19 protein-coding genes are annotated in these 26,195 nt (G+C 74.3%); 4 read left to right on the plus strand and 15 right to left on the minus strand.

Translation table 11 applies throughout. The annotated features are described in order from the left end of the window. Positions 1-359 precede the first annotated feature (359 nt). Positions 360-1,772, plus strand: coding sequence for an APC family permease (locus tag J2S46_RS14585; protein WP_191293159.1), 1,413 nt, complete (start codon positions 360-362; stop codon positions 1,770-1,772). A 141-nt stretch (positions 1,773-1,913) separates the two neighbouring features. Here J2S46_RS14585 and J2S46_RS14590 read toward each other — a convergent pair whose 3' ends face one another. The 6 genes from J2S46_RS14590 to J2S46_RS14615 all read right to left on the minus strand — a co-directional run bounded on the left by J2S46_RS14590 (position 1,914) and on the right by J2S46_RS14615 (position 7,920). Next, entirely contained in the window at positions 1,914-3,248 is a 1,335-nt protein-coding gene (locus J2S46_RS14590; RefSeq protein WP_191293160.1) for a hypothetical protein, read from the minus strand. Between the two features lie 87 nt (positions 3,249-3,335). Beyond that, positions 3,336-3,881: a SigE family RNA polymerase sigma factor gene (locus J2S46_RS14595; RefSeq protein ID WP_191293161.1), complete on the minus strand. Its 546-nt coding sequence runs from the start codon at positions 3,879-3,881 to the stop codon at positions 3,336-3,338. A gap of 111 nt (positions 3,882-3,992) precedes the next feature. After that, complete coding sequence (gene mycP, locus J2S46_RS14600; RefSeq protein WP_191293162.1) at positions 3,993-5,261, minus strand: type VII secretion-associated serine protease mycosin; 1,269 nt, start codon at positions 5,259-5,261, stop codon at positions 3,993-3,995. 140 nt (positions 5,262-5,401) lie between these two features. Further along, positions 5,402-5,692: a WXG100 family type VII secretion target gene (locus tag J2S46_RS14605; RefSeq protein ID WP_073926547.1), complete on the minus strand. Its 291-nt coding sequence runs from the start codon at positions 5,690-5,692 to the stop codon at positions 5,402-5,404. A gap of 79 nt (positions 5,693-5,771) precedes the next feature. Further along, on the minus strand, positions 5,772-6,080 hold the full coding sequence (locus J2S46_RS14610) for a WXG100 family type VII secretion target (protein ID WP_073926548.1): 309 nt from the start codon (positions 6,078-6,080) through the stop codon (positions 5,772-5,774). Positions 6,081-6,261: 181 nt separating this feature from the next. Next, on the minus strand, positions 6,262-7,920 hold the full coding sequence (locus J2S46_RS14615) for a type VII secretion protein EccB (protein WP_191293163.1): 1,659 nt from the start codon (positions 7,918-7,920) through the stop codon (positions 6,262-6,264). A 217-nt stretch (positions 7,921-8,137) separates the two neighbouring features. Between J2S46_RS14615 and eccE the strand changes: the two genes are divergently transcribed. From eccE to J2S46_RS14630, 3 genes are all read left to right on the plus strand, one after another. Beyond that, on the plus strand, positions 8,138-9,517 hold the full coding sequence (eccE, locus tag J2S46_RS14620) for a type VII secretion protein EccE (RefSeq protein WP_191293164.1): 1,380 nt from the start codon (positions 8,138-8,140) through the stop codon (positions 9,515-9,517). Continuing rightward, entirely contained in the window at positions 9,517-10,287 is a 771-nt protein-coding gene (locus tag J2S46_RS14625) for a hypothetical protein (protein ID WP_191293165.1), read from the plus strand. Before eccE ends, J2S46_RS14625 begins: the two co-directional genes overlap by 1 nt. 162 nt (positions 10,288-10,449) lie before the next feature. Continuing rightward, on the plus strand, positions 10,450-12,801 hold the full coding sequence (locus J2S46_RS14630) for a nucleotide-binding protein (RefSeq protein ID WP_229913209.1): 2,352 nt from the start codon (positions 10,450-10,452) through the stop codon (positions 12,799-12,801). A 94-nt stretch (positions 12,802-12,895) separates the two neighbouring features. On the opposite strand, the gene J2S46_RS14635 is transcribed toward J2S46_RS14630, so the two are convergent. From J2S46_RS14635 to nusA, 9 genes are all read right to left on the minus strand, one after another. Continuing rightward, positions 12,896-13,885: a bifunctional riboflavin kinase/FAD synthetase gene (locus J2S46_RS14635; RefSeq protein ID WP_191293167.1), complete on the minus strand. Its 990-nt coding sequence runs from the start codon at positions 13,883-13,885 to the stop codon at positions 12,896-12,898. Between the two features lie 65 nt (positions 13,886-13,950). Continuing rightward, on the minus strand, positions 13,951-17,745 hold the full coding sequence (locus J2S46_RS14640) for a serine protease (RefSeq protein ID WP_191293168.1): 3,795 nt from the start codon (positions 17,743-17,745) through the stop codon (positions 13,951-13,953). 330 nt (positions 17,746-18,075) lie between these two features. Next, positions 18,076-19,005 (minus strand): tRNA pseudouridine(55) synthase TruB, encoded by a 930-nt coding sequence (truB, locus tag J2S46_RS14645; protein ID WP_191293169.1) that lies wholly within the window; start codon positions 19,003-19,005, stop codon positions 18,076-18,078. A 93-nt stretch (positions 19,006-19,098) separates the two neighbouring features. Then, complete coding sequence (locus tag J2S46_RS14650; RefSeq protein ID WP_191293170.1) at positions 19,099-20,235, minus strand: DHH family phosphoesterase; 1,137 nt, start codon at positions 20,233-20,235, stop codon at positions 19,099-19,101. Positions 20,236-20,237: 2 nt separating this feature from the next. Continuing rightward, positions 20,238-20,681 (minus strand): 30S ribosome-binding factor RbfA, encoded by a 444-nt coding sequence (gene rbfA / locus J2S46_RS14655; protein WP_073926555.1) that lies wholly within the window; start codon positions 20,679-20,681, stop codon positions 20,238-20,240. A gap of 154 nt (positions 20,682-20,835) precedes the next feature. Further along, positions 20,836-21,132: a DUF503 domain-containing protein gene (locus J2S46_RS14660; protein WP_073926556.1), complete on the minus strand. Its 297-nt coding sequence runs from the start codon at positions 21,130-21,132 to the stop codon at positions 20,836-20,838. Between the two features lie 136 nt (positions 21,133-21,268). Then, positions 21,269-24,472, minus strand: coding sequence for a translation initiation factor IF-2 (infB, locus tag J2S46_RS14665; RefSeq protein WP_191293171.1), 3,204 nt, complete (start codon positions 24,470-24,472; stop codon positions 21,269-21,271). A gap of 253 nt (positions 24,473-24,725) precedes the next feature. After that, positions 24,726-24,974: a YlxR family protein gene (locus tag J2S46_RS14670; RefSeq protein WP_229913210.1), complete on the minus strand. Its 249-nt coding sequence runs from the start codon at positions 24,972-24,974 to the stop codon at positions 24,726-24,728. 129 nt (positions 24,975-25,103) lie between these two features. Further along, complete coding sequence (gene nusA / locus J2S46_RS14675; RefSeq protein WP_073926559.1) at positions 25,104-26,129, minus strand: transcription termination factor NusA; 1,026 nt, start codon at positions 26,127-26,129, stop codon at positions 25,104-25,106. Between the last annotated feature and the right edge of the window lie 66 nt (positions 26,130-26,195).

Raw genomic sequence — 26,195 nt, forward strand, 5'->3', positions numbered from 1 at the left:
GGTTCCCGCACTCCGCCCTGGGCGGCGGGGGCCTCCGGAGCCCGCCTGGGCGACCGACCCCCATCAGGCCCATCGGCCTTTGAATCGTCCGATCAATACGCCGTTCACCTTGGATTCATCTCGGAATCAAGGGAACTAACAAGTCGGACATAGTTGACAATTACGAAGAGTGATCATGAGATCGAGTGTTTGAGCGGCCTTCGGCGACGGATTCCGAAGCTGATCGGCCGTTGACGCAATCAATACGCACAAGGTTCCATTGCGCCTCGGGAGCGACAGGACCAACACCCACGAGACCCAGTCAGCGGAGGCGATACCGCTCCCCTCCCCAGGACCGCACAGAGCCGATCGGAAGCCCCATGACCGACACGCTTCGCCCGCCACTCGCCGTAGCCGCCGACCCGGCGCTCGACGGCGCCGGCACCCACCCCCAGAAGCTCAAGCGCTCGATCGGCGTGGTGGGTGGCACCCTGCTCACGCTGTCCTGTGTGACCCCGGCCTCGACGCTCTTCGTCATCGTCCCGGACCTCTTCTCCAGCATCGGCAGCGCGACCGCCCTCGCCATCGCCATCGGCTCGATCCTCTGCATCGCCGTGGCGTTCTGCTACTCCGAACTCGGCACGCTGATCCCCAGCGCCGGCGGCGAGTACGCGATGGTCGGCACCCTCGCCGGGCGGCTGGCCGGCTGGCTGGTCTTCGTCCTGTCGCTGATCGTGGTGATGATCGTCCCCTCGGTCATCGCCCTCGGCACCGCCGACTACCTGGCGCCCATCGTCCACGTCGGCGCGCCCGTCGCCGGCGCCGCCGTGATGCTCGCCGCCACCCTGGCCGGCCTGCTGGACCTGCGCGCCAACGCCTGGATCACCGGCATCTTCCTCGTCCTGGAGGTCATCGCGGCCGGTGTGGTCTCGGTGCTCGGCTTCAGCCACGCCAACGCCGGCGCCCCCAGCCTGATCCACGGCGTGGTCGCCGGGGACGGCGGCGTCGCCACCACCGTCAGCATGGGCGCCGTCGTCGGCGCCATCGGCATCGCGCTCTTCATCACCCAGGGCTTCAGCACCGCCGTGTACCTCTCCGAGGAGCTGGAGAACCCGCGCCGCAACGTCTCGCGCACCGTGCTGTGGACGCTCGCCATCTCGACCGCCGTCATCCTGGTCCCGGTCGCCGCCATCACCGTGGGCGCCCCCGACCTGCAGACCCTCACCGAGGGCGACATCTCCGGCCTGGTCACCGCCTGGAGCAACTCCGCGGTCGGCACCTTCATCAGCCTCTGCGTGGCGCTCGCCATCATCAACGCCGGCATCGTGATGGTCATCCAGAACTCCCGGGTGCTGTTCGCCTCGGCCCGCGACAAGGCCTGGCCCGAGCCGGTCAACAAGGCCTTCTCCACCCTGGGCCGGTTCGGCTCCCCCTGGGTCGCCACCCTGGCGGTCGGCCTGCCCGGCGCGGCCCTGTGCTTCGTCAAGGCGGAGATGCTGACCGAGATCACCGGCGTCGCCGTCACCGGGATGTACTTGCTGGTCGCCGTCGCCACGCTGTTCTCCCGCCGCGGCGCCCACAAGCACGCCGCCGCCTGGCGGATGCCGCTCTGGCCGGCCGCGCCCGTCCTGCTGATCCTGGTGCTGCTCGGCATCATGACCCAGCTCGGCGCCCAGCCGCTGCTCTGGACCGGCGGCATCACCGCGGCGGCCACCCTCTACTGGCTGTTCTACCTGCGCCCCCGCCAGGACACCCGCTGGGTGATCACCCTGCCCGAGGACGAGCAGGTCTGACCCTCGCGGCCGCGATCCGTCGGTGCCCCGGACTTCCGCCGAGTCCGGGGCACCGACACGTCCGCCCCCGGTGCGCGGCGCACCGGGGGCGGACGGCCGTCACCCGGCCCGCCGACCGGGCACGACGCGGGCGGCGGGCGGCTACTTCTTGAGCACCCAGAGCGGGCTGGTGGCGATCGCCTCCAGCTGGGCCTCGGTCAGCACCGGCGCGCTGCGCACCGAGGGCTGGTGGGGGCCACCGCTGGTGTACGCGCCGACCACCACCCGCATGCCGTCCGGACGCAGGCTGTCGACCGTCCACACCGCGGCCTTGTCGCCGCCCTTCTCGAAGACCACCTTGGTGCCGTCCGGCAGCGTCCTCGCCTTGGCGAAGAGCTGCTCGATCACATCGCCGCTCTTCGCCGAACCCTGCTGGTGGTCCTTGAGCTCCCGGCTCCAGTCCTGGACGTTGAGCTCCACCATGCTCTTGCCCTTGCCGTCGTTCAGCACGAAGTCGGCGTAGCCGGGCTGCCCACCCGTCTCGGACTCGGTGAGCCCGGCCGGCAGCAGCTTCGCGGTGATCGCCAGGATCTCCTCGGCGGAGTACTCCTTGCCGGTACTCCGCTGCTGCGGCGCGGGCGTCGGCAGGGCCTCCACCACCGTGTCCCAGGACTTGTCCGTGACCAGGACGCCGAGCTGTGCGGGGGTCAGCGGCGGGGTCGGGCGGGTGACCGGCGCGTCCTTCTCCTTCGCCGCGTTCCACTCCTGCAGCTGGATCAGCCGGCCGTCCTTGCCGGCCAGCGTGGCGGACCAGGCCAAGGTGTCGACCCGGCGGTCCGGGTACTCGTACCCCTGCAGCACCATCAGCGTGGAGCCGTCCGCGAGCGGCGCGCTGGTGCAGACGACCCCGGGCGGCTGGAACTTCAGGTCCGGGCACTTCACCTGCTCCAGGAGCGACTCGTCACCCGGGGCCTGCCGCTGGATCCCGATCTCGACCGCGGCCGCTCCGTGGCCGTCGTCGAGGACCAGACTCGCGTAGGGCGCGCCGGGCGGCTGGTTCCCGGTGCCCGCGCTGCCCCGGCTGCCGGCCACCGTCACCGTGCCCGGCGGCAGCAGTGCCTTCAGCAGGCCGACCATCTGCTCGCCGGTCACCGCGGCCGCTCCGGCGGCGGCCGCGGAGACCGGCGCGGAGGCGGCCGGGTCCGGCGAACCGCTACCGGAGGACGCCGCCCCGGAGGCGTCCGCCGCCGCGACGGTCACCGCCCGCCCGCCGTCGCCGCGCGGCCCGTCGGCCCCGGCCAGGTACACCCCGCCGGTGGCGACCAGCGCCAGCGTCGTGACGCTCCCCGCGATCGCGGCCGCCGAGCCGCGGCGCCAGCGACGGCGCCCGCGGCGCAGGCCGCCGGAGAGCAGGGCCGTCCCCTCGGCCTGGAAGGCGTCGCCCGTGCGGGAGATGGCAAAGATGAGATCGTCTTCGAACTTTTCGTCCGTGGACATGCGTGATCACCGTTTCCGTGGTCGCAGAAGGTGCAGGGGTACGACGAGCGCGGCGCCCCGCCGTGGCGGGGCCGGCGGACGGCCGGGTCAGCGGGCGGCCAGCTCCGCGAGCGAATCGCCGAGCAGCGTCCGCAGCCGGGCCAGCGCCCGGCTGCTGCGGGTGCGGACCGCCCCGGCGCTGGACCGCATCACCTCGGCCGTCTCCTCGACGCTGCGGTCCTCCCAGTAGCGCAGCACCAGCACCGCCCGGTCACGGGCCGGCATCCTGCCCAGTGCGTCAAGCAGGGTCAGGCGCAGCGTGCTGTCGGACTCGTGGCCGGCGGGTTCGGGCACGTCCCCGGTGGGACGCTCGGTGCTGGAGCGGCGGCGCTGCTGGGCGAGGAAGGTGCGCACCATCACCGTGTGCGCGTAGGCCCCCGGGTTGTCGATCCCGGCGGACCGGCCGGAGCGCCAGGCGGACCGGCGCCAGAGGACGTACATCCGGCCGAGGGTCTCCTGGACGAGATCCTCGGCGAGATGGGTGTCGCCGCTGGTGAGCAGAGAGGCGGATCGGTAGAGGTGGCCCGCTCGGCCGGAGACGAGTTCCAGGAACTCCCCGTCCCTGGCGTCCCTCGCTGTACTGGCCCGGCCCATCCGCCAACCCCCGTTGCCGCCCGCTCGTTCTCCCTGACTACTGGATAGATGCGGTGGGCGGGCCGGGACGTTACACCGGCCCGGCCCGGCAGGCCCGGAAAGCCCGGCGGATCAGGCCCGCACGCGCCTGCGGTGGTCGCGGACCACGACGGCGCCGCCGCCCAGCAGGGCCACCAGCAGGGCGCCGATGCCGATGACGTAGGTGGCGGTGCGGGCGTCGCGGTCCGCCTGGGTCTCGGCGAGGCCGACCGGCATCGGGACGACTCCCCCGGCCGACAGCGCTCGGGGCTTGTCGGGCACAGCCGCGTCGGCGGCCGGCGCGGTGCTCGTGACCGCCTTGACCGGGTCGACCACGCCCCAGCCGATGAACCGGTTCTGCGCGTGCTCGGTGCGCTGGGCGGTCTGCTCGATCCGGGCCCGGACCTGCGCCGGCGTCCAGTCCGGGTGCGCGCCCACCAGCAGGGCCGCCACGCCCGCCACGTAGGGGGCGGCGAAGCTGGTGCCGTTGTCCACGCACTGGCCCTGCTTGGGGACGGTGGAGAGCATGTCGACGCCGGGGGCCGCCACGTCCACGAAATCCCCGTACTGGGAGAAGGACGCGCGCTCGTTGTTGCGGTCGGAGGCGCCGACCGCCAGCACGGTCGGGTAGGCCGCCGGGTACGTCGGGCCCTCGCGGCCGTCGTTGCCGGAGGAGGCCACCACCACGACCCTCTTGGACTCGGCGTAGTCCACGGCGTCCTTGAGCGCGTCGTAGCCCGGGAACCGGCCGCTGTCGTCGCTGCTGCGGACGTCCTGGGAGATGTTGATCACCCGGGCACCCCTGTCGACCGCCAACCGGATCGCCGTGACCAGGGTGCCGACGTCGCCGTTGCCCTCGTTGTCGTTCTGCCGGATGGCCAGGATGTTGGCGCCCTTGGCGAGCCCGACGAATCCGGTGGTGTCCCGCTTCGAGGCGGCGATGATGCCGGCCACCTTCGTCCCGTGGCCGACCAGGTCGTCCTTGCCGCCGCCGGGGACGACGTTCTTGTCCTTGTCCTTGAGCAGCGAGGTGCCGTCCAAGACCTTGCCCGCCAGCTGCGGGTTGGCGTCGTCCACCCCGGTGTCGATCACGGCGACGGTCACCCCGGCGCCGGTCACCTTGTCGTCCTGCCAGAGCTGGTCGAGCAGCACCCGCTGCAGGGACCACGGGGTGACCGGGACGTCCTTGGCGGGGCTCGGGCAGTCCCCGGCCGCGGCGATGCCGATCGGTGACCAGACGGTGCCCGGATCGCCGGGCGCGGCGTACGCGGGGGTCGCGGCGATGCTGCCGGCCACCACGAGCGAAGCCGCCAACGCGGCTGCCTTCCGGTACGTACCCACCGACACCGTGCCACCCCTCATATGTCCACCCGTGGTCGTGATCGGGAGCGTTCCGGCCCGGCCGGACGGCGCGGCTCCCGTGCGCGCGAGGGGCGGGCGCCCTCTCGGACGCCCGCCCCGTACCGCGGAAACGATCTCACCTCGGCCGAGGTGACGAGCCGTCAGGCCCAGATGTTCTTGTTCTTGTTCTCGGTCTCCTGGTAGCTGGACGCCGCCTGGTCGAGCGAGGAACCGATCTGGCTGAGGACCTGCTGCAGGTCGGCGGCCTTGTCGTCCCACTTCTTCTGGTGGGCCTGGTAGCCCTGCTGGGCGGCGCCCTCCCAGGAGGCGGCGATCTTGGTGACGCCGGCCTTCAGCTCGTCGAGCTGGGACTGGATACGGGCCGCGGTGGCCCGGACCTCGGCGCCGGCGCCCGAGATGGTGGCGAAATTGACGAGAATCTGCCCGGACATGCTGTCTCCCTGTCGAGATCGGTTTCGGTCCCCGTGAGGACCGAGGAACGAGTGACGCGGTTGCCTCGCGGCGACCGGATCAGATCTGGCCGGCGACCTGGCCGAGCGCGGACTGCTGCGCGGCCTCGGTGGCGGCGTAGGCCTTGGTGGTGAGCTCGATCGCGTTCTGGATCGCGCGCAGCGCCTCGTTCAGCCCCTTCGCGTCCTCGTTGAAGCGGTTCTGAAGGTTCTGGTAGGCCGTCGCGGCCTGGCCCTGCCAGCCCGAGGCGATCTGCGACACGACGCCGTCGAGCTTCTTCAGCTCGCCCTGCACCTGGTCGCTGACCTCGCCCATGTGCTTGGCGAAAGCATCCATCTCTTCAGCGGTCGTCCTGAACTGACCAGCCATGATCTACCGTCCCCCATGAGACAGACATTGATGTCCGGATGTCCTTGCAAGGCCCACCCGTCGGCACCACCCGTGCGGCGCCTCCCAGCACTTTAGTAGGCGTCAGCGCGACTCCCAACACCGGGATCCCGGAAGTTACCAGACCATGACAGTGGTGCCAGGTCTGTTACCTGAGCGATTGTCAGGAATCCTGCTCCTGGGACGCCGCCTCCTCGCTGAGCGTGGGGCCGTTGGGCACCAGGTCGGACCACTCCCGCGGCACCAGCGCGGGCTGGAGCTCGTTGTAGCCCAGCCTGGCCTGCGCATTGCCGGCCTCCGGCTGGCCCTGCTGCGCGGGCTGCTGGTCGGCGGCCGCCGGCGGGGACGACTGCCCCGGCTGCGGGGTGGCCGCCTTCTTGCGGCCGCCGTCACCGTTGGCCTGCACCGCGTAGCGCAGCCCGGTCTCGGTGATCAGGTAGCTGCTTCCGGAGCCGCCCGCCTCGTTGTCCAGCGCCCGGTAGAACAGGCCGAACCCGGCCGTCACCCGGGCCGAGGCGGTGATGCCGGTGTACTTCCCGGGGTACTCCGTGCCGACCCAGACGCTGCGCCTGGGCGTCTTGCCGTCCTCCGCGACACCCTCGAAGGTGCTGCAGACGACCTCCTTGCGGTCCTTGGCGGCGGTCCAGTTGTTCACCGGCTCGCCCGCCTTGGCCGGCCAGTCGTCGGGCAGCTTCAGCTTGTTGTCCGTCAACAGGCCCTGGCCGAAGTTCGACTGCTCCTCCGGGGTCAGCTCGTCGATCCTCGGGTGGGTGTCCTTGTCCTGGTTGTACAGGCCCTGCAGGGCCGGGTTGCGCAGCAGCAGCATGCTCTGGAACTGCGTGATCGGGAACAGCTCGTTCTCGCCGACGACGTAGTACTTCTCGCCGTACTTGACCAGCCGGCCGATCTTCCGGTCCTCGACGGTGTGCAGCGCGACCTTGGAATTGGCCGTCTTCACCGCCGGGTTCATCCCGGGCACCTGCGGGAAGCTGATCGCCACCCCGCGCTGCAGCGTGGCCAGCCACTCCTTCTTCACCCGCTGCGGGACGGCGCTCTCCCCGAAGATCGCGGTGACCAGCGCCTTCTTCTCCTGGTCGGAGGTCTGGGTGCCGCCGATCGCGTGCTTGCGACCCTGCGAGTCGACCAGGTAGAGCTCCAGCCCGCTCTGGGTGGTCGGGGCGCCCTGCTGGCCGTTGACCTGCGCCTCGTCCACCTCCTGGACGAGCAGCGACTGGTCGGTGTCCAGGACCTTGTTCTTGGCCGCCAGGTCCTTGGCGTCCGCGCCGCCCGCGACGAACACCGCCTGGTTGACCGTCTCGCGCTTGTCGTCGGGGCCGGGCTTGTCGCACACCGACCACTTCATCGGCTGGCCGGCCACCGCCTTGGTCGGCAGCTTGTCCGGCGCGTACGGGATGCCGATGGTCGCACCGTGGTTGGGGTAGGCGTCGAGCACCTTGTCCGCGACCACCACCACCTTGGCGTCCGCCGGCACCACCAGCCGGGCCGAGGACATGTTCAGCACCTGGTGCAGCCGCTTGGTCTTCTTGTCGTCGTCGAGCAGCACCACGTACCGGGTGTACGACGTCTTCCCCTGGATGATGTTCTTGGTGCTGTCCCAGTTCAGTGGCGCACTGGGCTTGAACGCCCCCCAGAGGCCGAAACCGCCCACGATCAGCGTCCCGACGATGACGCTGGGCAGTACCGCCTTGACCGGCCGCGGGGCGTCCTCGTCGTTGCCGCCGCCGCCCGGCAGCAGGAAGGCCCCGACCGTGCGCTTGCGGGCGAAGGTGTAGGCGTTCAGCTCGTCCCGGCGTGATGCCATTGCTCGTCGTCTCCCCTGTATGACCGACATCTGCTGTGTGACCTGCAGTCATGGCGCGGCGTCCGTCGGCCGGACCGTCCGCGAGTCTGCCACCCGCCGGGCGAGGGCCACAGCAAACCCTCTACGATGCGGCAGCAGACGGTGAGTACGGTACGGGTACGGTTCGCGAACCAGCCAACCGGGCCGCGATATCTGATCAGAGAGGGTCATCCGGGGGATGCCAAGCCAGACCGCTCCAGGGCGAAGCAGTACATCGCAGAGCCGGGACGGGAGCCGCGCGAGCCGGCGGGGCCGCCCCGCCGAGGCCGCGCCGGGCACCCCGGCCTCGGCGGTCCCGGTCCGGGTCCACCCGCGGCCAGGGCTGCTCGGCAGCCGGCTGAGGCTGCAGCAACTCGTCCTGATCGAGGTGGCGGTGGCGCTGGTCGCCGTCGGCTGGACGATCGGCAAGGCCGCCGCCGGCGCCTTCGCGGTGGTCGCCGCCGCGCTCGTGGTGGTGGCCCTGATCCCGCTGCGCGGACGCACCATCCCCGAGGCGCTGCGGGTCCGTTCCGCGCTGAAGGCCCGTCGGAGGAAGGCCGCGGAGAACATCCCGCCGGCCGGCACCGACCCGGCCCTGGCGCCCGCGCTGGAGCTCGAACCGGCGCTGCGCACCTGCACCCACGCCACCGAGGCCGACTTCGGCGGCCGGCCGGTTCGCCGGGAGACCGGCATGGTCGGCGACGGCACCTTCCTCAGCTCGGTCCTGCTCGTCCAGGCGAAGGACCAGCCGCTGCGCCCGGTGCGCACCGCGCTGCCGCTGCCGCTGGACGTCATCTGCTCGGCCCTCCAGGTGGACGACATCGCCCTGGAGTCGGTGCAGCTGGTCCAGCACACCCAGCCCGCGCCAGCCCCGCACCTGCCGGACCAGTCGCTCGCCGCCCGCGCCTACCAGCAGCTGCCCGACGGCATCGCCACCCCCGGCCTGCGGCTCACCTGGGTCGCCCTCAAGCTCGACCCGGAGCAGGCCGCCACCGCCGTGCTGGCCCGCGGCGGCGGCGAGGAGGGCGCCCGCAAGGCCCTGCAGCGCGTCACCGACCAGCTGGCCGGGCGGCTCAACGGCGCCGGCTTCACCGCCACCGCGCTGGACGAGCGGGAGCTGATCGCCGCCCTGGCCATCTCCACCTGCGCCAACCCGATCGCCGTGGCGGGCCGTCAGGGCACCGGCGGCGGCGGCGCGAACGCCCGCCGCACCCAGGAGAGCGCCAAGTTCTGGCGGATCGACGACCGCTGGCACAGCACCTACTGGATCTCGAAGTGGCCGCAGCTCAGCCGCCCGGGCGGGGCGCCCGGCCGGATCGCGGCCCCCGACCTGGTCAACCTGGTCACCGGCACCCCGGCGCTGGCCAGCACCTTCAGTCTGACGGCCGGCCGCGGCACCGGCGGCTCGGTGGCGATCAGCGGACACGTCCGGGTGACCGGACGCAGCGAGAGCGAGGTCGCCCAGGTCGGGCGGCTGGTGGAGGCCCGGGCCCAGAGCGCCGGCCTCGGCCTGAGCCGGCTCGACCTGGAGCAGGCCCCCGGCCTGCTCGCCACGCTGCCCCTGGGAGGGACTTCCTGATGGCGTACCAGACCTACCCCACCGCTCCGGCCCCCGCCCCGGGCGCCGAGCAGACCCGTGCCCGGCCGCGGATCCTGCCCGGCTTCGGCCTGCGCGGGCCCAAGCGCGAGAAGCACGTCCTCAATCCCGAGGACCTCGGCGCGATGGCCTTCCCGGTCGGTGACGACGGCGTGGTGATCGGCGTCGACCCGCAGCAGCAGCCCGCCGTGCTGGGCCTGTTCCGGCCCACCTCGTACGACCTGGTGCTGGTCGGCGGGGTCTGGACGGCCCAGATCATCGCGCTGCGGGCGGCCGCCACCGGTGCCCGGATCGCCGTCGAGACCGCCCGCCCGCAGCTGTGGGCCCCGATGGCGCAGGCGGCCGGCGGCGGCCAGCCGTGCGTCACCGTCCACCAGGTGGGCCGGCTCGGGCCGCAGGGCGCCTCGGTCGCCTCGCCGGTGCTGGTGGTCCGGGACCTCGGTGCCCGTCCGCCGCGCAGCCGGCTCTCGGCCGCCCCCTGGCAGACCACCCTGACCCTGCTGCCGTACCTCGGGCCGAACGCGGCGCGGGTGCTGAACGCCGCCGACCTGGTCGGACTGCAGCGGATCTCCCCTCAGGAGGCCGAGCTGGTCGGCCGGGTGCTCTCGCTCGGCGACCAGGACGTGGCCTCGCTTCCCACCCTGGGCGAGGACATCACGCTCTGGGCGACCCGGATGCGGCGCCAGTACGTCCGGACCGTCGCCGGCCAGGCCGAGACCCAGGTGCTGGGCGCCCCGCGCCGGATGGACTGACCCGGGCGGGGAGGGCGGCGCGGGCCGGAGCCCCGGGAGTCACCCGGCGGAGGGCGTTCCCCGGACAAGATGAGGCACCGCCTTCAGCGCGGGCCGATTCACGTCCTAATCTTGATGCGCAACGGCACCGCGAACAGCGGCGGCGAACACGAGGGAGCCCAAGTGAGCAGCGATCGGGACGGCGTCTACGTCGGCGACAACGCGGCGGAGGACGACGACGACTGGTCCGACGCGCCCGACTACACTCCCCCGTCCTGGTACACCCAGAGCGAGCCGGCGGCGCCGGCGGCCGCCCAGGCGCCCGAGGCGCCTCCGGCGACCCAGCCCCCGGCCGTCCCCGTGCAGGGGGCTCCGCCGCAGGGCGTCCCGGCCCAGGCCGCGCCCCTCGCCCCGGCGCCGGTCGAGGTCGCGGCGCCCGCTCCGGCCCCGGTCGCCCAGGCCGTCCCCGTGGCGCCGGTCGCCGAAGCGGCGCCGGCGCCCGAGCCGGTGGTGGCCGCGCCCGCGCCGGTCCCCGTCCCCGCTCCCGCTCCCGTGCAGCCGCAGGCCGCCGAGCAGCCTCCGGTCGCCGCGGTGCCGCCCGCGCCCGCCCCCGCGGAGGCCGTCCGGGCCGCGCCGCCGGTGCAGCCGGCCGTGCCGGTGCAGGGGCAGCAGGCCGCCGCCGCGGCCCCGGCGCCCGAGCAGCAGCCCCCGTGGGCGGTCGGCCCGGAGGCCCAGCAGTACCAGGCGGCGCTCGCCCAGCAGCAGGCCCAGCAGCCCTACCCCCCGCAGGCCCAGCAGCAGCCGTACCCCCCGCAGGCCCCGCAGCAGCAGGCCCAGCAGCCCTACCCGCCGCAGGCGCAGCAGCAGCCGTACCCCCCGCAGGTCCAGCAGCAGGCCCCGCAGCAGCCGCAGTACCCCGGCCAGGAGCAGCAGGCCGCCCAGTGGGCCCAGCAGCAGGCGCAGCAGCAGGCCCAGGTCCAGCAGCAGGGCGGCTACGGCTACCCGCCGCAGGCCCAGCAGCCGTACCCCCCGCAGGCCCCGCAGCAGCAGGCCCCGCCGCAGCAGCCGGCGCCCGGCCCGCCGGTCGACCCGCGCCAGGGCGGCTGGCCCCAGCCGAACGCCTACCAGCCGCCGCAGCAGCCCCAGCCGCCCCAGCAGGGCGGCCAGCCGGGCTGGCCGCAGCAGGGCGGCGTCCCGCAGGCGCCCGCCGCGTTCCAGCAGGGCGGCCCCCCGCAGCAGACCGCGCACGGCGCGCCGCTCGGCTACACGGCCGCCGTCGAGCTGTCCTCCGACCGCCTGCTGCGCAGCCAGCCGAAGCAGCAGCGCCAGCAGTCGCGCTTCCAGTTCGGCGGCAAGGCGGCGGCCGCCGACCGGGCCCGCAAGCTGGAGATCATCCGTACCCCGGTGATGAGCTGCTACCGGATCGCGGTGATCAGCCTCAAGGGCGGCGTCGGCAAGACCACGACCACCACCTCGCTCGGGGCCACCCTGGCCAGTGAGCGCCAGGACAAGGTGATCGCGATCGACGCCAACCCGGACGCCGGCACCCTCGGGCGCCGGGTGAAGCGGCAGACCGGCGCGACCATCCGCGACCTGGTGACGGCCATCCCGCACCTGCGCAGCTACATGGACATCCGCCAGTTCACCTCGCAGGACCTGCACTCGGGCCTGGAGATCCTGGCGAACGACGTCGACCCGGCCGTCTCGACCACGTTCAACGACTCGGACTACCGCCAGGTCATCGACGTGCTGGGCCGGCAGTACCCGATCATCCTGACCGACTCCGGCACCGGGCTGCTGTACAGCGCGATGCGCGGGGTGCTGGACCTCGCCGACCAGCTGATCATCGTCTCCACCCCCAGCGTGGACGGTGCGAGCAGCGCCTCCACCACGCTGGACTGGCTGTCCGCGCACGGGTACGCGGACCTCGTCCAGCGCTCCATCACGGTGGTCTCCGGGGTGCGCGAGACCAGCAAGATGATCAAGGTCGAGGACATCGTCGCGCACTTCCAGACCCGCTGCCGCGGCGTCGTGGTGGTGCCCTTCGACGAGAGCCTGGCCGCCGGCGCCGAGGTCAACCTCGACATGATGCGCCCCAAGGTCCGGGAGGCCTACTTCGAGCTGGCCACCCTGGTCGGCGAGGACATCGTCCGGGCCCAGCAGGCCGCCGGGCAGCAGGCGGGCGGCTGGCAGCAGGCCGCCGCGCCGCAGTACCAGGGCCAGCCCTACCCGCAGCAGCAGGCCCAGCCCGGCGAGTGGGGCCAGCAGCAGCAGTACCCGCCCGCCGGCGGCCCCGAGGGCGGCCAGGCCGGCCACCCCCAGCAGCAGCCCGGCCAGCCCGCGCCCGGCGCCCCGTGGGCGCCGCAGCCGGGCCAGGCCCCGCCGCCGCCCCCGGGGTACGGCTACCCGCCCCAGCAGGGCGCCCCCGGCGGGCAGCAGCCGCTGCCGCAGGAATGGGCCCAGCAGCAGCAACAGCCCCCGCAGGGCGGCTACGGCTACCCTCCGCAGGGCCAGCCGCCGCAGCAGCAGGGGTAGCGGCGCCCCCGCGCCCGCCGCACGAACGCGAGGACCCGCCGGCCCGAGGCCGGCGGGTCCTCGCGTCCACGGCCGCCCGGGCGGCCGCGGGCCGTCAGCCGGCCGCCGGGCCCGCCCCGGTGAGGACCCGGGCCCGCTCGACGTCGTCGGCCATCCGCACCAGCAGCGCGTCGATCGAGTCGAACTTCTCCATGCCGCGCAGGTACGCCAGGAAGTCGACGGCGACGTGCATGCCGTACAGGTCCAGGCCGACCCGGTCGATGGCGTAGGCCTCCACCGTCCGGGTGGTGCCGTCGAAGGTCGGGTTGGTGCCGACCGAGATCGCGGCCGGCATCCGCTCGCCGGTGCCGCCCCCGGGCACCAGGGAGCCCTCCGTCGGGGCGGTCAGCCAGCCCGCGTAGACGCCGTCGGCCGGGATCGCGCTGTGCGGCACGGTCTCCACGTTGGCGGTCGGGTACCCCAGCTCACGGCCGCGCTGCGCGCCGCGCACCACCACGCCCTCGACCCGGTGCGGACGGCCGAGCACCTCGTTGGCGCCCGCCAGGTCCCCGGTGGCGACCAGCCGCCGGGTGAGGGTCGAGGAGAACGGCTCGCCGCCGCCGGCCTCGCCGCACACCTGCAGGTCCACCACCTCGACGTCGAAGTCCGCGCCCCGGCCGAGCTTGGCGAGCAGCTCGACGTTGCCCGCGGCCTTGTGCCCGAACCGGAAGTTGGGCCCCTCGATGACCGTCCGCGCGTGCAGCGCGTCCACCAGCACCTGCTGGACGAAGGTCTCCGGGGACTCCTGCGACAGCTCGAAGGTGAACGGCAGCACCAGCACCGCGTCCACCCCCAGCTCGGCGATCAGCTCCGCGCGACGCGGCTGCGGGGCGAGCAGCGGCGGGTGGCTGCCGGGCCGGACCACCTCGCTGGGGTGCGGGTCGAAGGTCACCACGACCGCCTTGGCGCCCAGCTCACGGGCCCGCTCCACCGCCCGGTTGATGATCAGTTGATGCCCGCGGTGCACTCCGTCGAACGAGCCGATGGTGACGACGCTGCGTCCCCAGTCGCCGGGGATCTCCTCCAGGCCACGCCAGCGCTGCACCCTGACCGCTCCTTGTTCCGTACGACGCGTACCTTCTGTACGCTCAAACGCTCACATCCGAACCCCTATAGCGTGCCATGCGCCCGGCCCTGCTCCGGCACCGGAAGGCCGGTTCGCCGCCGCGGCGGCCGCACGCCGGTCGGCTGCCCGCCCGGCCCGGCCTCCCGCTCCGCCTCGGCGGCGGCGTACTGGGGGTCGCGCCCGGCCGCCACCAGAGCCCGCATCCGGGCCAGCCGGGGCCCGTCCGGCAGCGGTGGTGCGTGTTCGTCCGGCCACCGGGCGAGCAGCAGGGCGAAGGCCGCCGAGCTCCCGGCACAGCGCACCAGCACCTCGTCCGCCTCCAGCAGCGCGGCGCAGGCCCCGGCGACCACCTCGCGGGCCCGGTCCTCGTCGTGGCCGGCACAGTGCTCGGCCAGGCGCTCCAACGCCGCCGTCAGCACCGCCGGATCGCTCTCGGCCGCCAGCAGTGCGGCCAGCAGTTCCGCCCGCGCGGGGCCGCCCGCGGCGGCCAGCACCTCGGCGAACACCCGCCGCACGACCGGGCGGGCCGTCAGCACGCCGTCCAGCAGCGCCCGCAGGTCCGCCGGCGCCCCCAGCGGGCCGGGGAGCCCGCGCAGCCTGCCCTCCAGATACTCGCCCGCGACCAGGCCGGCCCGCTCCGGACGCTCCCTCAGCAGCGCCCCGGCCAGTTCGGCGCCCGCGCGGAGCACCTGCGGCGCGGCCGCCCCCGCCAGCACCCGCAGCCCTTCGGCCACCGCGGCGCCGGGCCGCGCGAGGCGCTCCGCGAAGGCGGCCAGCACCTGGCGGGGGTGGCTCTCCAGCGCCGGCCCGAGGACGTCCGCCGTGACGAACGGGTCCCCGGCGACGTAGGCGGCCAGGGCGCGCGGCAGGTGGGCGTCACGGGTCCCCGGCGCGCGGACCAGCAGCGCCAGCGCGGCCCCGTGCAGGGCCGGTTCGTCCTCCCGGGCCAGCAGCGCCAGCGCGGTGTGGCGCAGCAGCTCGGCGCCGGCGCCGTGGGCGTGCGGGGCGGCCCGCAGGGCGTGCACGGCGGCCGCCACGTGGCGCTCGGGGCGGGGGTCGTGGCTCCAGCGGTCGACGGCCCGGCACAGGGCGGAGGGCTCGTCCGCGGCGAGCACCAGCAGCAGGGCGTCGGCGCGCGGGTGGGCGGCGTCGGCGAGACGGTCCGTCAGGTCGTCCAGGGCGAGGCTGCGATGGGTGTGCAGCAGGTCGTGGGCGAGGTCGGCGACGGTGCTCCCGGGCCGGGCCGGCAGGCCCCCGGGGTCGTCGAACCAGGCGCAGAGCAGCGGGATCACCCCGGCCGGGTCGGCGCGCAGCCGCCGCGCGGCGGCGGCCAGGAAGGGCTGCCCGGGGCCGTCGGCGCGCACCAGGCGGCGCAGCAGGTCCAGTTCGGTCCCGATCGGCAGCCCGAGGCCGAGCCAGAACTCCGGCCCGAACCGGCCGTACCCGGCGGCCGCCAGGTCGGGTACACCGCCGGCGCAGGCCCGTTCGGCGATCCGGTCGGCCAGTTCGGCCAGCAGGGGGCCGTGGGCGGCGGGCTCCGGGCCGGCCAGCGCGGCGGCCAGCAGCCGCCCGGCCCACCAGGAGGACTCCCCGCCGGGCGGCCCGAGTTCCAGCGCCCGGCACAGCCGGTGCAGCCACGGGTCCAGCGCGGAGGGCCCGCGCTCCTGCGCGAGGGTGCGCAGGGCGGCCGCCACCGGCCCGGCCCGGTGCCGGGCGACCAGAACCGGGCCGTGGCCGTGCGACGACCCGTCCGCAGGGCGCTCGGCAGGCCCCTCGGCCGGCCCCTCGTCCGTTCCGGGCCCGGCGGGCGGCGCCCCGCCCGGCCCGAACGCCTCCCACGCCGAGATCCACTCCTCCCCGTCGAAGGCGCCCGGCCCCTCGACGTCACCCGGCCCCTCCAGAACGCCCGGCCCCTCGAACGACCCCGGCGGCCCCGTCTGCTCGGCCAGCAGCAGCCGCAGGGCCGCGTCCAGGTCCAGGTGCAGCCCCTGCAGCCAGTCCGAGAACTCCTCGTGCGCCGGCCGGTAGCCCCGGCCGGCCGGCACGAACAGTCGCTCGGCCAGCACCGCCGCGGCCCACCCGCCGGCCACCGGGAACAGCTCCTCGAAGGCCTCCCGGTCGAGCCCGCCGTGCCCCGGGCCGAGCATCCGCCGGGCGGCCTCGTGCACCCGACCCGCCACCGCCGAGGCGAGTCGGCGCAGCCGCCCGCTCTCCTCGCCGGCCGGCGGCGGCCCGCCCCGGCGGTGCGCGCCCGCACGGCGGGGCGCCGAGGCGTCCGCGATCCGGCGGGCCACCGCCAGGCAGCGCAGGTCGAGATGCCCTGCGAACAGGTCGCCGCGCGAACCGGCCTCCCCCTGCACACCGGCCGACCGCAGCTCCCCCGCAAGCCGCAGCGCCAGCGGGTGCCGGGCGTCGGCGCCGCCCCGCCCGGCGGGCAGGCCGTAGCGGCGGCGGGCCCGGTCGGCCGCCTCGGCCGGCAGCGGGCCGAGCCGGTGCACCCGGGGCGGGTCGGCCGGCTCGCCGGCCTCCGTTCCCGGACCACCGGACCCGCCGCCGGACCCGCCGCCGGCCCGCGCCGGGCCCGGCTCCAGCTGCTCCCAGGCGTCCGCGCCGCAGGCCGTGAGCAGCCGGGCCCCGCAGTCCTCCAGCCATCCGGTGGCGGCCCGGAGCCAGGCCGCGTCGAGCGGTACGGGGGCCTCCTCGGGGCCGTCCAGCACCACCAGCAGCGGCCGGTGCGCCGCCGAGCAGAGCCGGGCCACCTCGCCGGGGTCTGGCCCGTGCTCGACGCCCGGCAGGTGGGCGGCCAGCAGCCGGGTGGCGCGCTCCAGAGCCCGGCCGAGCGGCTCGGCGAGGGTGCGGTCGGCGGGCCGCAGATCGGCGCCCCGCAGCCAGAGCGTGGGCAGCGGCCGGACGCCGCCGGCCCGCCGGACGGCCAGCGCGGCGAGTTCGGTGGTGCGTCCGCTGCCCGGCGCGCCGACCAGCACGGTGACGGTGGCCTGCGGTTCCTCCCCGACCAGTCCGTCCGGCCGGTCGATCCGGTCGGCGGCCAGGCCCGCGACGGCGCCCGGGCCGGCGCTCGCCGCGGCCAGCTGGGCGGCGGCCAGCCGGAGCACTCCGCCCAGGTTGAGCGCCCGCCCGTAGCCGGGCACCCCGGCCGCGTTGCGGGCGAGCAGGGCGGCCAGCGCGGGGTCGGAGGCGTCCGGGACGACGGCGAGGACCGTCCCGGGATGCTCCTCGGGCGGGTAGGGGCCCCGCAGCGCGGGGGCGAGGAGGCCGAGGACGGCGCCGCTGCCCGCGTCCAGCACCGGGGCGCCGGCCGTCGGCGGGCCGTCCGGCTGCGGCAGATCGAGCAGCAGGGCTCCCCCGATCACCTGGAAGCCGCCGCTCCAGGCGTACATCGCGGCGGTACTGCCGAGCACCCCGCCGGGGAGCGGGGCGGGCCGCTGCTGCCCGCCGGTGAGCGACAGCACGGTGACCGGCCGGCCGGGTGGCGCCGGCGCGGCGCCGGACCCGCCAGGCACGAAGCCCGGGCGGCCGGCCTCGGGGGCGGCGATCGGCAGCGCGGGCAGCGGCAGCCCGCCGACCGCAGCGGTGCTCAGCAGCGCGAGTCCGGAGCCGGGCAGCGGCAGGACGCCGTCCGCCCCGAGCACCCGGGTCTGGCCGCCGGGGAGGTGCAGGACCACCCGGTCGAGGCCGGCCACCACCTCGTGCGCGGTGAGGACGGTGCCCTGCGGGTCGGCGACGAAGCCGAGGCCGCGCAGGCCGCCGTTCAGGTCGTGGATCCGCAGCAGGGCCCCTCCCGGCTCCCCGGCCGCTCCGCCGCCCCGGCCACCCGTCATGCGCGCCGCCCTTCCCGCTGGGCCGTGCGGGCCCCGGAGGGGCCCGTCCCGGCCGTCGTGCCCGGCCGCCCGGAGCCTGCCCGCCGCCGTGCCCGCGCGACCCCGCACGCGCCGTTCACCACCCCGATTCACCTCGCGCGCTCGCCCGTCCGGGTGAGTGCGCCGCGGCCGGCCCCTCGGCAGCGGCGGACCGGCCCCGGAAATGCCGGAAGCCCGTACGCGGACGGGACACGCGTACGGGCTTCCCCGGGCTTCCCCGGGCTTCCCCGGGCTTCCCCGGGCTTCCCCGGGTGAACGGGCGGGCGGCCGACCGGCCTGCCCGGCCCCTCGTCAGCCGACGAAGACGGCCACCGGGCGGGCGTAGCCGCCCTTCTCCTCCACCAGCGCCAGGAAGCGCTCCTCCGGGCCGAAGACCGCGACCGGGCCCTCCACCCCGAGCCCCGGCGCCTTCAGCTTCATGCCGTTGGCGAGCAGCTTGGCCTGGTCGGCGTCGATGTCCCAGCGCGGGAAGGTCGCCGCGGCGGCCTCGCCGATCGGCAGCACCGGAAGGCCGGTGGCCGCCTCGCCCTTGGCCGCCTCCTCCAGCTGCTCCAGGGTGCGGGCGGACTCCACCGAGTAGGGGCCGACCCGGGTGCGGCGCAGCGCGGTCAGGTGCCCGCCGACGCCGAGGTCCGCGCCGAGGTCACGGGCCAGGGCCCGGATGTAGGTGCCGGAGGAGCACTCCACGGTGACGTCGAGGTCGACCACCGGCGTCCCGTCCTCGGCGAGCGCCGCACGCAGCCCGTGCACGGTGAACGAGTGGATGGTGGTGGCGCGGGCCGGGATCTCGAAGTCCTCGCCCTCGCGGACCCGGGTGTACGAGCGCTTGCCGTCGATCTTGATGGCGCTGACCTTGGACGGCACCTGCATGATCTCGCCGGTCAGCTTGGCGACGCCGGCGTCCACCGCCTCCCGGGTCACCCCGGTGGCGGGGGTCGAGGAGGTGACCTCGCCCTCGCGGTCGTCGGTGACGGTGTTCTGCCCGAGCCGCACCGTCGCCTCGTAGGTCTTGGCGGTGAGCATCAGGTGCCCCAGCAGCCGGGTGGCCCGCTCGACGCCGATCACCAGCACGCCGGTGGCCATCGGGTCGAGGGTCCCGGCGTGCCCGACCTTGCGGGTGCCGGCGAGCCACCGCATCTTGGCCACCACCCCGTGCGAGGTGATGCCCTCCGGCTTGTCGACGATGACCAGGCCGTCGGGGCCGGTTCCCTTGCGCTTCATCGGTTCATCTCTCCAGCGGGCGTGCAACAGCGGACTTGCGACAACAGGTGTTCGGCGCCGGGCGTCCCGGCAGCGGGCGTGGCGTCCGGCCGCTCACCCGCCGGCCGGGCGCAGGGCCGCCCGGAACCGGGCCACCACGCCGTCGACGTCCTCCCGGGTGGAGAAACCGGCCGCGTAGGTGTGCCCGCCGCCGCCCAGCTCGCCGCAGGCGCGGGCGACGTCCACCGCGCCCTTGGAGCGCGAGGAGCCGCGCAGGGTGCCGTCCGGGTCCTGCTTGAGGACGAGCGCGACCTCGGCCTCGGCCGGGCGGCGGAGGATGTCGATCAGGCCCTCGATCTCCTCCACGGTGACGCTGAACAACGCCAGGTCCTCGTACGGGACCCAGGTCCACACCAGGCCGAGGCCGCCGGCCGCGTCGGGCTCGTAGACCGCGCGCTGCAGCGCGCCGGCGAGGACCTTGAGGTAGCCGAAGGAGGAGGTGTCCCACAGCTGCCGGGAGATCAGGTCGTGCCTGATGCCGGTGGCCAGCAGCCGGCCGGCGAGTTCGTGGGTGGCGGGGGTGGTGGCGGCGTACTTGAAGGAGCCGGTGTCGGTGGCCACGCCCGTGTAGAGGCAGGTCGCCAGGTCCTGGTCCAGCGGGACGCCCAGGCGCCGCAGCAGCTCGTCCACCAGGACGGCGGTGGCGGGCGCCGTCGGGTCGATCAGCTGGTGGGTGCCGAAGCCCGGGTTGGAGGCGTGGTGGTCGATGACGGCCAGCACCGGGGCGGCGAAGGCCTTGGCGTGCAGCAGGCCGAGCCGCCCCTCGGAGGCCACGTCGAAGCAGAGCACCAGGTCGGGGACGTCGGGGACGTCGGCGGCCGGGACGATCAGTTCCTGCCCGGGCAGGAAGGCCAGTGACTCGGGGACGACCTGCGGGTCGTCGCCGAAGGAGACCCGCACGTCGTGGCCGAGCGAGCGCAGCGCGAGGCCGGCCGCGAGGGCCGAGCCCAGCGCGTCACCGTCGGGGCAGATGTGGCAGATCAGGTCGATGGAGCGGGCGCGCCCGATCTCGGCGACCACCTGCTGCCAGACCAGCTCGAAGCCCGGCACCTCGGCACGCGGGCCCGGAAGCACCGCGAGGGCACCCTCCACCGTGCTGGTGGAGGACGCCCCCGAGGTCCCCGCGGCCTGCGCCGCGCTCACTGCATCTGTGCTCACCACGGAGCCGGCCACCGCCGGCTCGCCGGCCATGACTACTCGTCCTCGTCGTCACGCTCGGAGGCGGGGACCTTGTACGGGTCCGCCTCTCCGGCGTACGTCTTCCCGGTCGCCGTGGTGCGCACCTCGGCGTCGATCTGCCGGGCCCGGTCGAGCAGGTCGTCGATGTTGCGGGCGTTGTCCGGCAGAGCGTCCGCGACGAAGGTCAGCGACGGGGTGTGGCGCACCCCGGTCTCCTTGCCGACGGTGCTGCGGAGGATGCCCTTGGCACTCTCCAGCCCGGCGGCCGCGGCCTGGCGCTCGGTCTCGTCGCCGTAGACCGTGTAGAAGATGGTGGCCTCACGCAGGTCCCCGGTCACCCGGGTGTCGGTGATGGTCACGAAGCCCAGTCGCGGGTCCTTGACCCGCCGCTGCAGGGTCTCGGCGACCACCACCTGGATGCGGTCGGCGAGCTTGCGCGCCCTTGCCTTGTCGGTCACGTTGCCTCCTCGTGCAGTGGGCCCGGTACGCGGGGGTCGACAGCTCACCCTCAGGGGCCCACGCCCCAACGTACCGGCCCGCGCCCAGCCTTGTGGGCGCTCTCGGTCCTGATCTGTGTGAGAGTGGCGACTTCCGCCGGCCTCACTGCGGATCTCAGTCGTCGTCGTCACCGTGGTAGCGCCTCCTCGCGGAGAGCAGCTGGACCTCGGGGCGGCCGGCGACCAGCCGCTCGCAGCTGTCCAGGATCTCGGTGACGAACCCGGCTTCGCCGGACACCACCGCGACGCCGATCTCGGCCCTGCGGTGCAGATCCTGGTTCCCTACTTCCGCCGCGCACACGCTGTACTTGCGCTGCAGCTCGGCCACGATGGGCCGCACGACCGAGCGTTTCTCCTTCAGCGAGTGGACGTCGCCGAGCAGAAGGTCGAACGTGAGTGTTCCTACGAACATGTGTGACAGGTCAAGCCGACCTGGAGGCCTCGGGGAGCAGCCCGGTGACCGGGCTGGTGTACGAGGACCCTACACAGTGGACCGGGGCCGGTCGACGGGAAATTTCCCGCCGACCGGCCCCGGACCGACTATTCGCTTACGCGCGCGGCTTCTCGCGCATCTCGTAGGTCTCGATGACGTCCTCGACCTTGATGTCGTTGAACGACCCGAGGGTCACACCGGCCTCGAAGCCCTCGCGGACCTCGGTCGCGTCGTCCTTGAAACGACGCAGGCCCTCGATGGTGAGGTTCTCCGTGATGACCTTGCCGTCGCGGATGAGGCGTGCCTTGGCGTTGCGGCGCAGCAGGCCCTCGCGGACGATGACACCCGCGATGTTGCCGAACTTGGAGGAGCGGAACACCTCGCGGATCTCCGCGGAACCGAGGCGCACCTCCTCGTACTCCGGCTTGAGCATGCCCTTGAGGGCCGACTCGATCTCCTCGATCGCCTGGTAGATGACCGAGTAGTACCGGACGTCCACGCCTTCCTTGTCGGCCGCGGTACGGGCACGGCCTTCGGCGCGCACGTTGAAGCCGATGATGATGGCGTCGGAGCCCATCGCCAGGTTGACGTCGGACTCGGTGATCGCACCCACACCGCGGTGCAGGATGCGGAGCTCGACCTCCTCGCCCACGTCGAGCTTGACGAGGGCGTCCTCCAGGGCCTCCACGGAACCGGAGACGTCACCCTTGATGATGAGGTTGAGCTGCTCGATCTCGCCGGCCGCGATGGCCTTGTCGAGGTCCTCCAGCGACACCCGGACCCGGCGCTGCGCGAACGCGGCGTTGCGGTCACGGGCCGAGCGCTTCTCGGCGATCTGACGCGCGGTGCGGTCCTCGTCGACGACGATGAAGCTGTCGCCGGCGCGGGGCACCGAGGTGAGACCGAGGAGCAGAACCGGACGGGACGGGCCGGCCTCGGCGAGGCTGTTGCCGTTCTCGTCCAGCATGGCGCGGACGCGGCCGTAGGCGTCGCCGACCACGATCGAGTCACCGACGCGCAGCGTGCCGCGCTGGACCAGGACGGTCGCCATGGCGCCGCGGCCCTTGTCGAGGTGGGCCTCGATCGCGATGCCCTGCGCGTCCTGCTCCGGGTTGGCCCGCAGGTCGAGCGAGGCGTCGGCGGTCAGGACGACCGCCTCCAGCAGCTGGTCGATGTTCAGACCCTGGCGCGCGGAGATGTCGACGAACATGGTGTCGCCGCCGTACTCCTCGGCCACCAGGCCGAACTCGGTCAGCTGACCGCGGACCTTGGTCGGGTCGGCGCCCTCGACGTCGATCTTGTTGACCGCGACCACGATCGGCACACCGGCGGCCTTGGCGTGGTTCAACGCCTCGACCGTCTGCGGCATGACACCGTCGTTGGCCGCGACCACCAGGATCGCGATGTCGGTGGACTTGGCACCACGGGCACGCATGGCGGAGAACGCCTCGTGACCCGGGGTGTCGAGGAAGGTGATCGGACGCTCTTCGCCGTTCACCGTCGCCGACACCTGGTAGGCACCGATGTGCTGGGTGATGCCACCGGCCTCGCCAGCCACCACGTTGGTCTTGCGGATGGCGTCCAGCAGGCGGGTCTTACCGTGGTCGACGTGACCCATGACGGTGACGACCGGCGGGCGGGCCACCAGCATGTCCTCGTCGCCCTCGTTCGCACCGAAGTCGATGTCGAACGACTCCAGCAGCTCACGGTCCTCGTCGTCACGGCTGACGATCTCCAGGACGAAGCCCATCTCGTCCGCCAGCAGCTGCAGCGTGGCGTCGGAGACCGACTGGGTCGCGGTGACCATCTCACCGAGGTTGAACATCACCGAGACGAGCGCGGCCGGGTTGGCGTTGATCTTCTCCGCGAAGTCCATCAGCGAGGCGCCGCTCGACAGGCGAACGGTCTGGCCGTTGCCGCGGGGCAGCATCACACCGCCGACGGACGGGGCCTGCATGGCCTCGTACTCCTGGCGACGCGCGCGCTTCGACTTGCGGGCACGGGCCGGGCGACCGCCCGGGCCACGACCGAAGGCACCCTGCGTGCCACCACGGGCACCCGGGCCACCGGGACGGCCGCCGAAGCCGCCGGGACGCGGGCCGAAGCCACCGCCACCGCCGGGAGCGCCACCGGGACGCGGGCCGCCGAAGCCGCCACCGGCCGGGCGCGAACCCGGACCGGCCGGACGGCCGGCGAAGCCGGGACGGGCGCCACCGGCGCCGGCACCCGGACCACCCGGACGGCCGCCGGGGCCACCGGGACCACGGCCACCGGGGCCCGGACGCGGGCCCGGACCGGCCGGACGCTGCGGCATCATGCCCGGGTTCGGACGCGGCATGCCGGACGGGCTGGGCCCACCCGGACGCGGACCGGCCGGACGCGGCATGCCGTCGGGGCGCGGGGCACCACCGGGGCGCGGGGCGCCACGGTCGGCACCGGGCGCACCGGCGGGACGCGGACGGTCGCCACCGGGACGCGGGGCGCCACGGTCGGCACCCGGCGCACCCGCGGGACGCGGACGGTCGCCACCGGGACGCGGGGCGCCACGGTCGGCACCCGGACGGGCACCGGCCAGGCCGTCGGGACGGGGGCCGCGGTCGCCACCGGGGCGCGGGGCGCCACGGTCGCCACCGGGGGCACCGGCACCCGGACGGGCGGCACCCGGCGCGGCCGGGCGACGGTCACCGGGACGGGCCATGCCGGTGGCACTGCCCGAGGTGAACGGGTTGTTGCCGGGGCGCGGGCCGGCCGGGCGCGGGCCCGGACGGGCACCGGCACCGCCGGCGGCAGCGGGAGCCTGCGCGGCCGGGCGGGCGGCCTGGGCGGCCGGACGCTCGGGGGCGGCGGGCGCCGCGTCACCGGCGGGAGCCGGCGAGGAGAACTCGGCCGCGGGCGCGGCCGGGGCCGCCGGGGCGGCGGGACGCGCCGCCGGGCGCGGGCCCGGAGCAGCGGCGGCCGGCTTCGCCGGGGCGGGGGCGGCCGGGGCGGCGGGAGCCGCGGCGGCAGCCGGGGTGGGACGGGGACCCGGGGTCGCGGCAGGGCGCGGACCCGGCGTGGGGGCACCCGGGCGGGGTGCGGCCGAACCGGTGGCGGAACCGCCGGCGGGCTGGGGCGCCGCGGGCTTGCGCGGGCCAGGCTTGGCAGCGGAACCACCCGTGGGGGCCACTCCAAGCGCGTCAGTCAACTTGCGTACGACCGGTGCCTCGATGGTCGAGGACGCCGAACGGACGAACTCGCCGAGCTCGGTGAGCTTGGCCATGACGGCCTTGCTCTCCAAGCCAAGCTCCTTGGCGAGTTCATAAACCCGGACCTTAGCCACTTCACTCCTGTCTATGAGTCCGGGGTGATCGTCCGCCGGACTGTCGCTACTTCATGGGCGTACCCATCGCGTACTCATCGCGTACTCATCGAGTGCTCATCGCAATCTCGACCTACTTCCACATCGCGAGGTACCTGACTGGATCGCACGGCGCGCGGATACACGCGCACTGTGCTTGTTGCGGTGGTTCTCCGTCGCACGAGCGACGGCCGTAACGGGCGGTGTCCCCCTCCAGGCGCTCCTGAGGGAAGCCTCAGGACGCCGGGGTGCCGCCGGCCCGCTCCTCGACGTACTCGCGGAGCCGCTCCGTGTCGAGCGAGCCCTGGAGCCGGAAGGCCCTGGGGAACGCCCGGCGGCGGACCGCGAGGTCGAGGCAGGTCGGGTCGAGGTGCAGGTGCGCACCCCTACCCGGCAGTGCGCCGCGGGGATCGGGGACGCAGACGCCCTCGATCGCCGTGACACGCAACAGCTGGTGCTTGGCCGCTCGCTTGCGGCAGCCCACGCAGGTGCGCTCCGGGCGTGCTCGGACATGCGTCCGGCCAGACGAAGGCAAGTCTACCCCTCCGAAGGGACATGGTGCCGCCCCGCCGATCCGGGCGGGACGGCACGGTGACTCGGATCGGTGCGGACCCTACTCGCCCGCGGGCTCCCGGCCGTCGTTCTCGGGCCGGCCCTCGGGCTGGCCCTCGGTGTCCGGCCGGATGTCGATCCGCCAGCCTGTGAGGCGGGCGGCCAGACGGGCGTTCTGCCCCTCCTTGCCGATCGCCAGCGACAACTGGTAGTCCGGCACGATCACCCGTGCGGAGCGCTGGTTGTAGTCGACGATCTCGACCTTCGTCACCCGTGCGGGGGACAGCGCCGCGGCGACCATCTCCGCCGGGTCCTCGGACCAGTCGACGATGTCGATCTTCTCGCCGTGCAGCTCGGCCATCACGTTGCGCACCCGGCTGCCGACCGGGCCGATGCAGGCGCCCTTGGCGTTCAGGCCCTGGCGGCGCGACCAGACGGCGATCTTGGTGCGGTGGCCGGCCTCGCGGGCGATCGCGGCGATCTCGACGCTGCCGTCGGCGATCTCCGGGACCTCCAGCGCGAACAGCTTGCGCACCAGGTTGGGGTGGGTGCGCGAGAGCGTCACCGACGCGCCGCGGACACCGCGGCGCACGGCCACCACGTAGCACTTCAGACGGGTGCCGTGCTTGTAGTCCTCGCCCGGCACCTGCTCCTGCGGAGGCAGGATGGCCTCCAGCTTGCCGATGTCGACCAGGATGTTCTTGGGGTCGTTGCCCTGCTGGACGACACCAGTGACGATGTCGCCCTCCTTGCCCGCGTACTCGCCGAAGGTCTGGTCGTCGGCGGCGTCGCGCAGCCGCTGCAGGATGACCTGCTTGGCGGTGCTGGCGGCGATCCGGCCGAAGCCGCTCGGGGTGTCGTCGAACTCCTTGGGCTCGACGCCCTCGTCCAGCTCGGTCGCGTCCTCCAGCGCCCACACCGTCACGTGGCCGCTCTTGCGGTCCAGCTCGACGCGCGCCCGGCGGCGCGAGCCCTCGGTGCGGTGGTACGCGATGAGGAGGGCCGACTCGATCGACTCGACCAGCAGGTCGAAGGGGATGTTCTTCTCGGTAACCAGCCCACGCAGGGCGCTCATGTCGATGTCCACGGCTACGCCTCCTCGTCCTTCTTCACGTTCATGGTGCGGATGGTGCGGAGGTCGTCACTCCGCGTC

This window comes from Kitasatospora herbaricolor, assembly GCF_030813695.1.
Lineage (GTDB): Bacteria > Actinomycetota > Actinomycetes > Streptomycetales > Streptomycetaceae > Kitasatospora > Kitasatospora herbaricolor.

Bases quoted from the DNA above. Each gene is read 5' to 3' on its own strand.
- J2S46_RS14590 (WP_191293160.1), bottom strand. From the start codon at position 3,248: ATGTCCACGGACGAAAAGTTCGAAGACGATCTCATCTTTGCCATCTCC.
- mycP (WP_191293162.1), bottom strand. From the start codon at position 5,261: ATGAGGGGTGGCACGGTGTCGGTGGGTACGTACCGGAAGGCAGCCGCG.
- J2S46_RS14650 (WP_191293170.1), bottom strand. From the start codon at position 20,235: ATGGCCGGCGAGCCGGCGGTGGCCGGCTCCGTGGTGAGCACAGATGCA.
- truB (WP_191293169.1), bottom strand. From the start codon at position 19,005: ATGAAGCGCAAGGGAACCGGCCCCGACGGCCTGGTCATCGTCGACAAG.
- J2S46_RS14660 (WP_073926556.1), bottom strand. From the start codon at position 21,132: ATGTTCGTAGGAACACTCACGTTCGACCTTCTGCTCGGCGACGTCCAC.
- J2S46_RS14640 (WP_191293168.1), bottom strand. From the start codon at position 17,745: ATGACGGGTGGCCGGGGCGGCGGAGCGGCCGGGGAGCCGGGAGGGGCC.
- J2S46_RS14615 (WP_191293163.1), bottom strand. From the start codon at position 7,920: ATGGCATCACGCCGGGACGAGCTGAACGCCTACACCTTCGCCCGCAAG.
- J2S46_RS14595 (WP_191293161.1), bottom strand. From the start codon at position 3,881: ATGGGCCGGGCCAGTACAGCGAGGGACGCCAGGGACGGGGAGTTCCTG.
- J2S46_RS14610 (WP_073926548.1), bottom strand. From the start codon at position 6,080: ATGGCTGGTCAGTTCAGGACGACCGCTGAAGAGATGGATGCTTTCGCC.
- J2S46_RS14585 (WP_191293159.1), top strand. From the start codon at position 360: ATGACCGACACGCTTCGCCCGCCACTCGCCGTAGCCGCCGACCCGGCG.
- J2S46_RS14605 (WP_073926547.1), bottom strand. From the start codon at position 5,692: ATGTCCGGGCAGATTCTCGTCAATTTCGCCACCATCTCGGGCGCCGGC.
- eccE (WP_191293164.1), top strand. From the start codon at position 8,138: ATGCCAAGCCAGACCGCTCCAGGGCGAAGCAGTACATCGCAGAGCCGG.
- J2S46_RS14625 (WP_191293165.1), top strand. From the start codon at position 9,517: ATGGCGTACCAGACCTACCCCACCGCTCCGGCCCCCGCCCCGGGCGCC.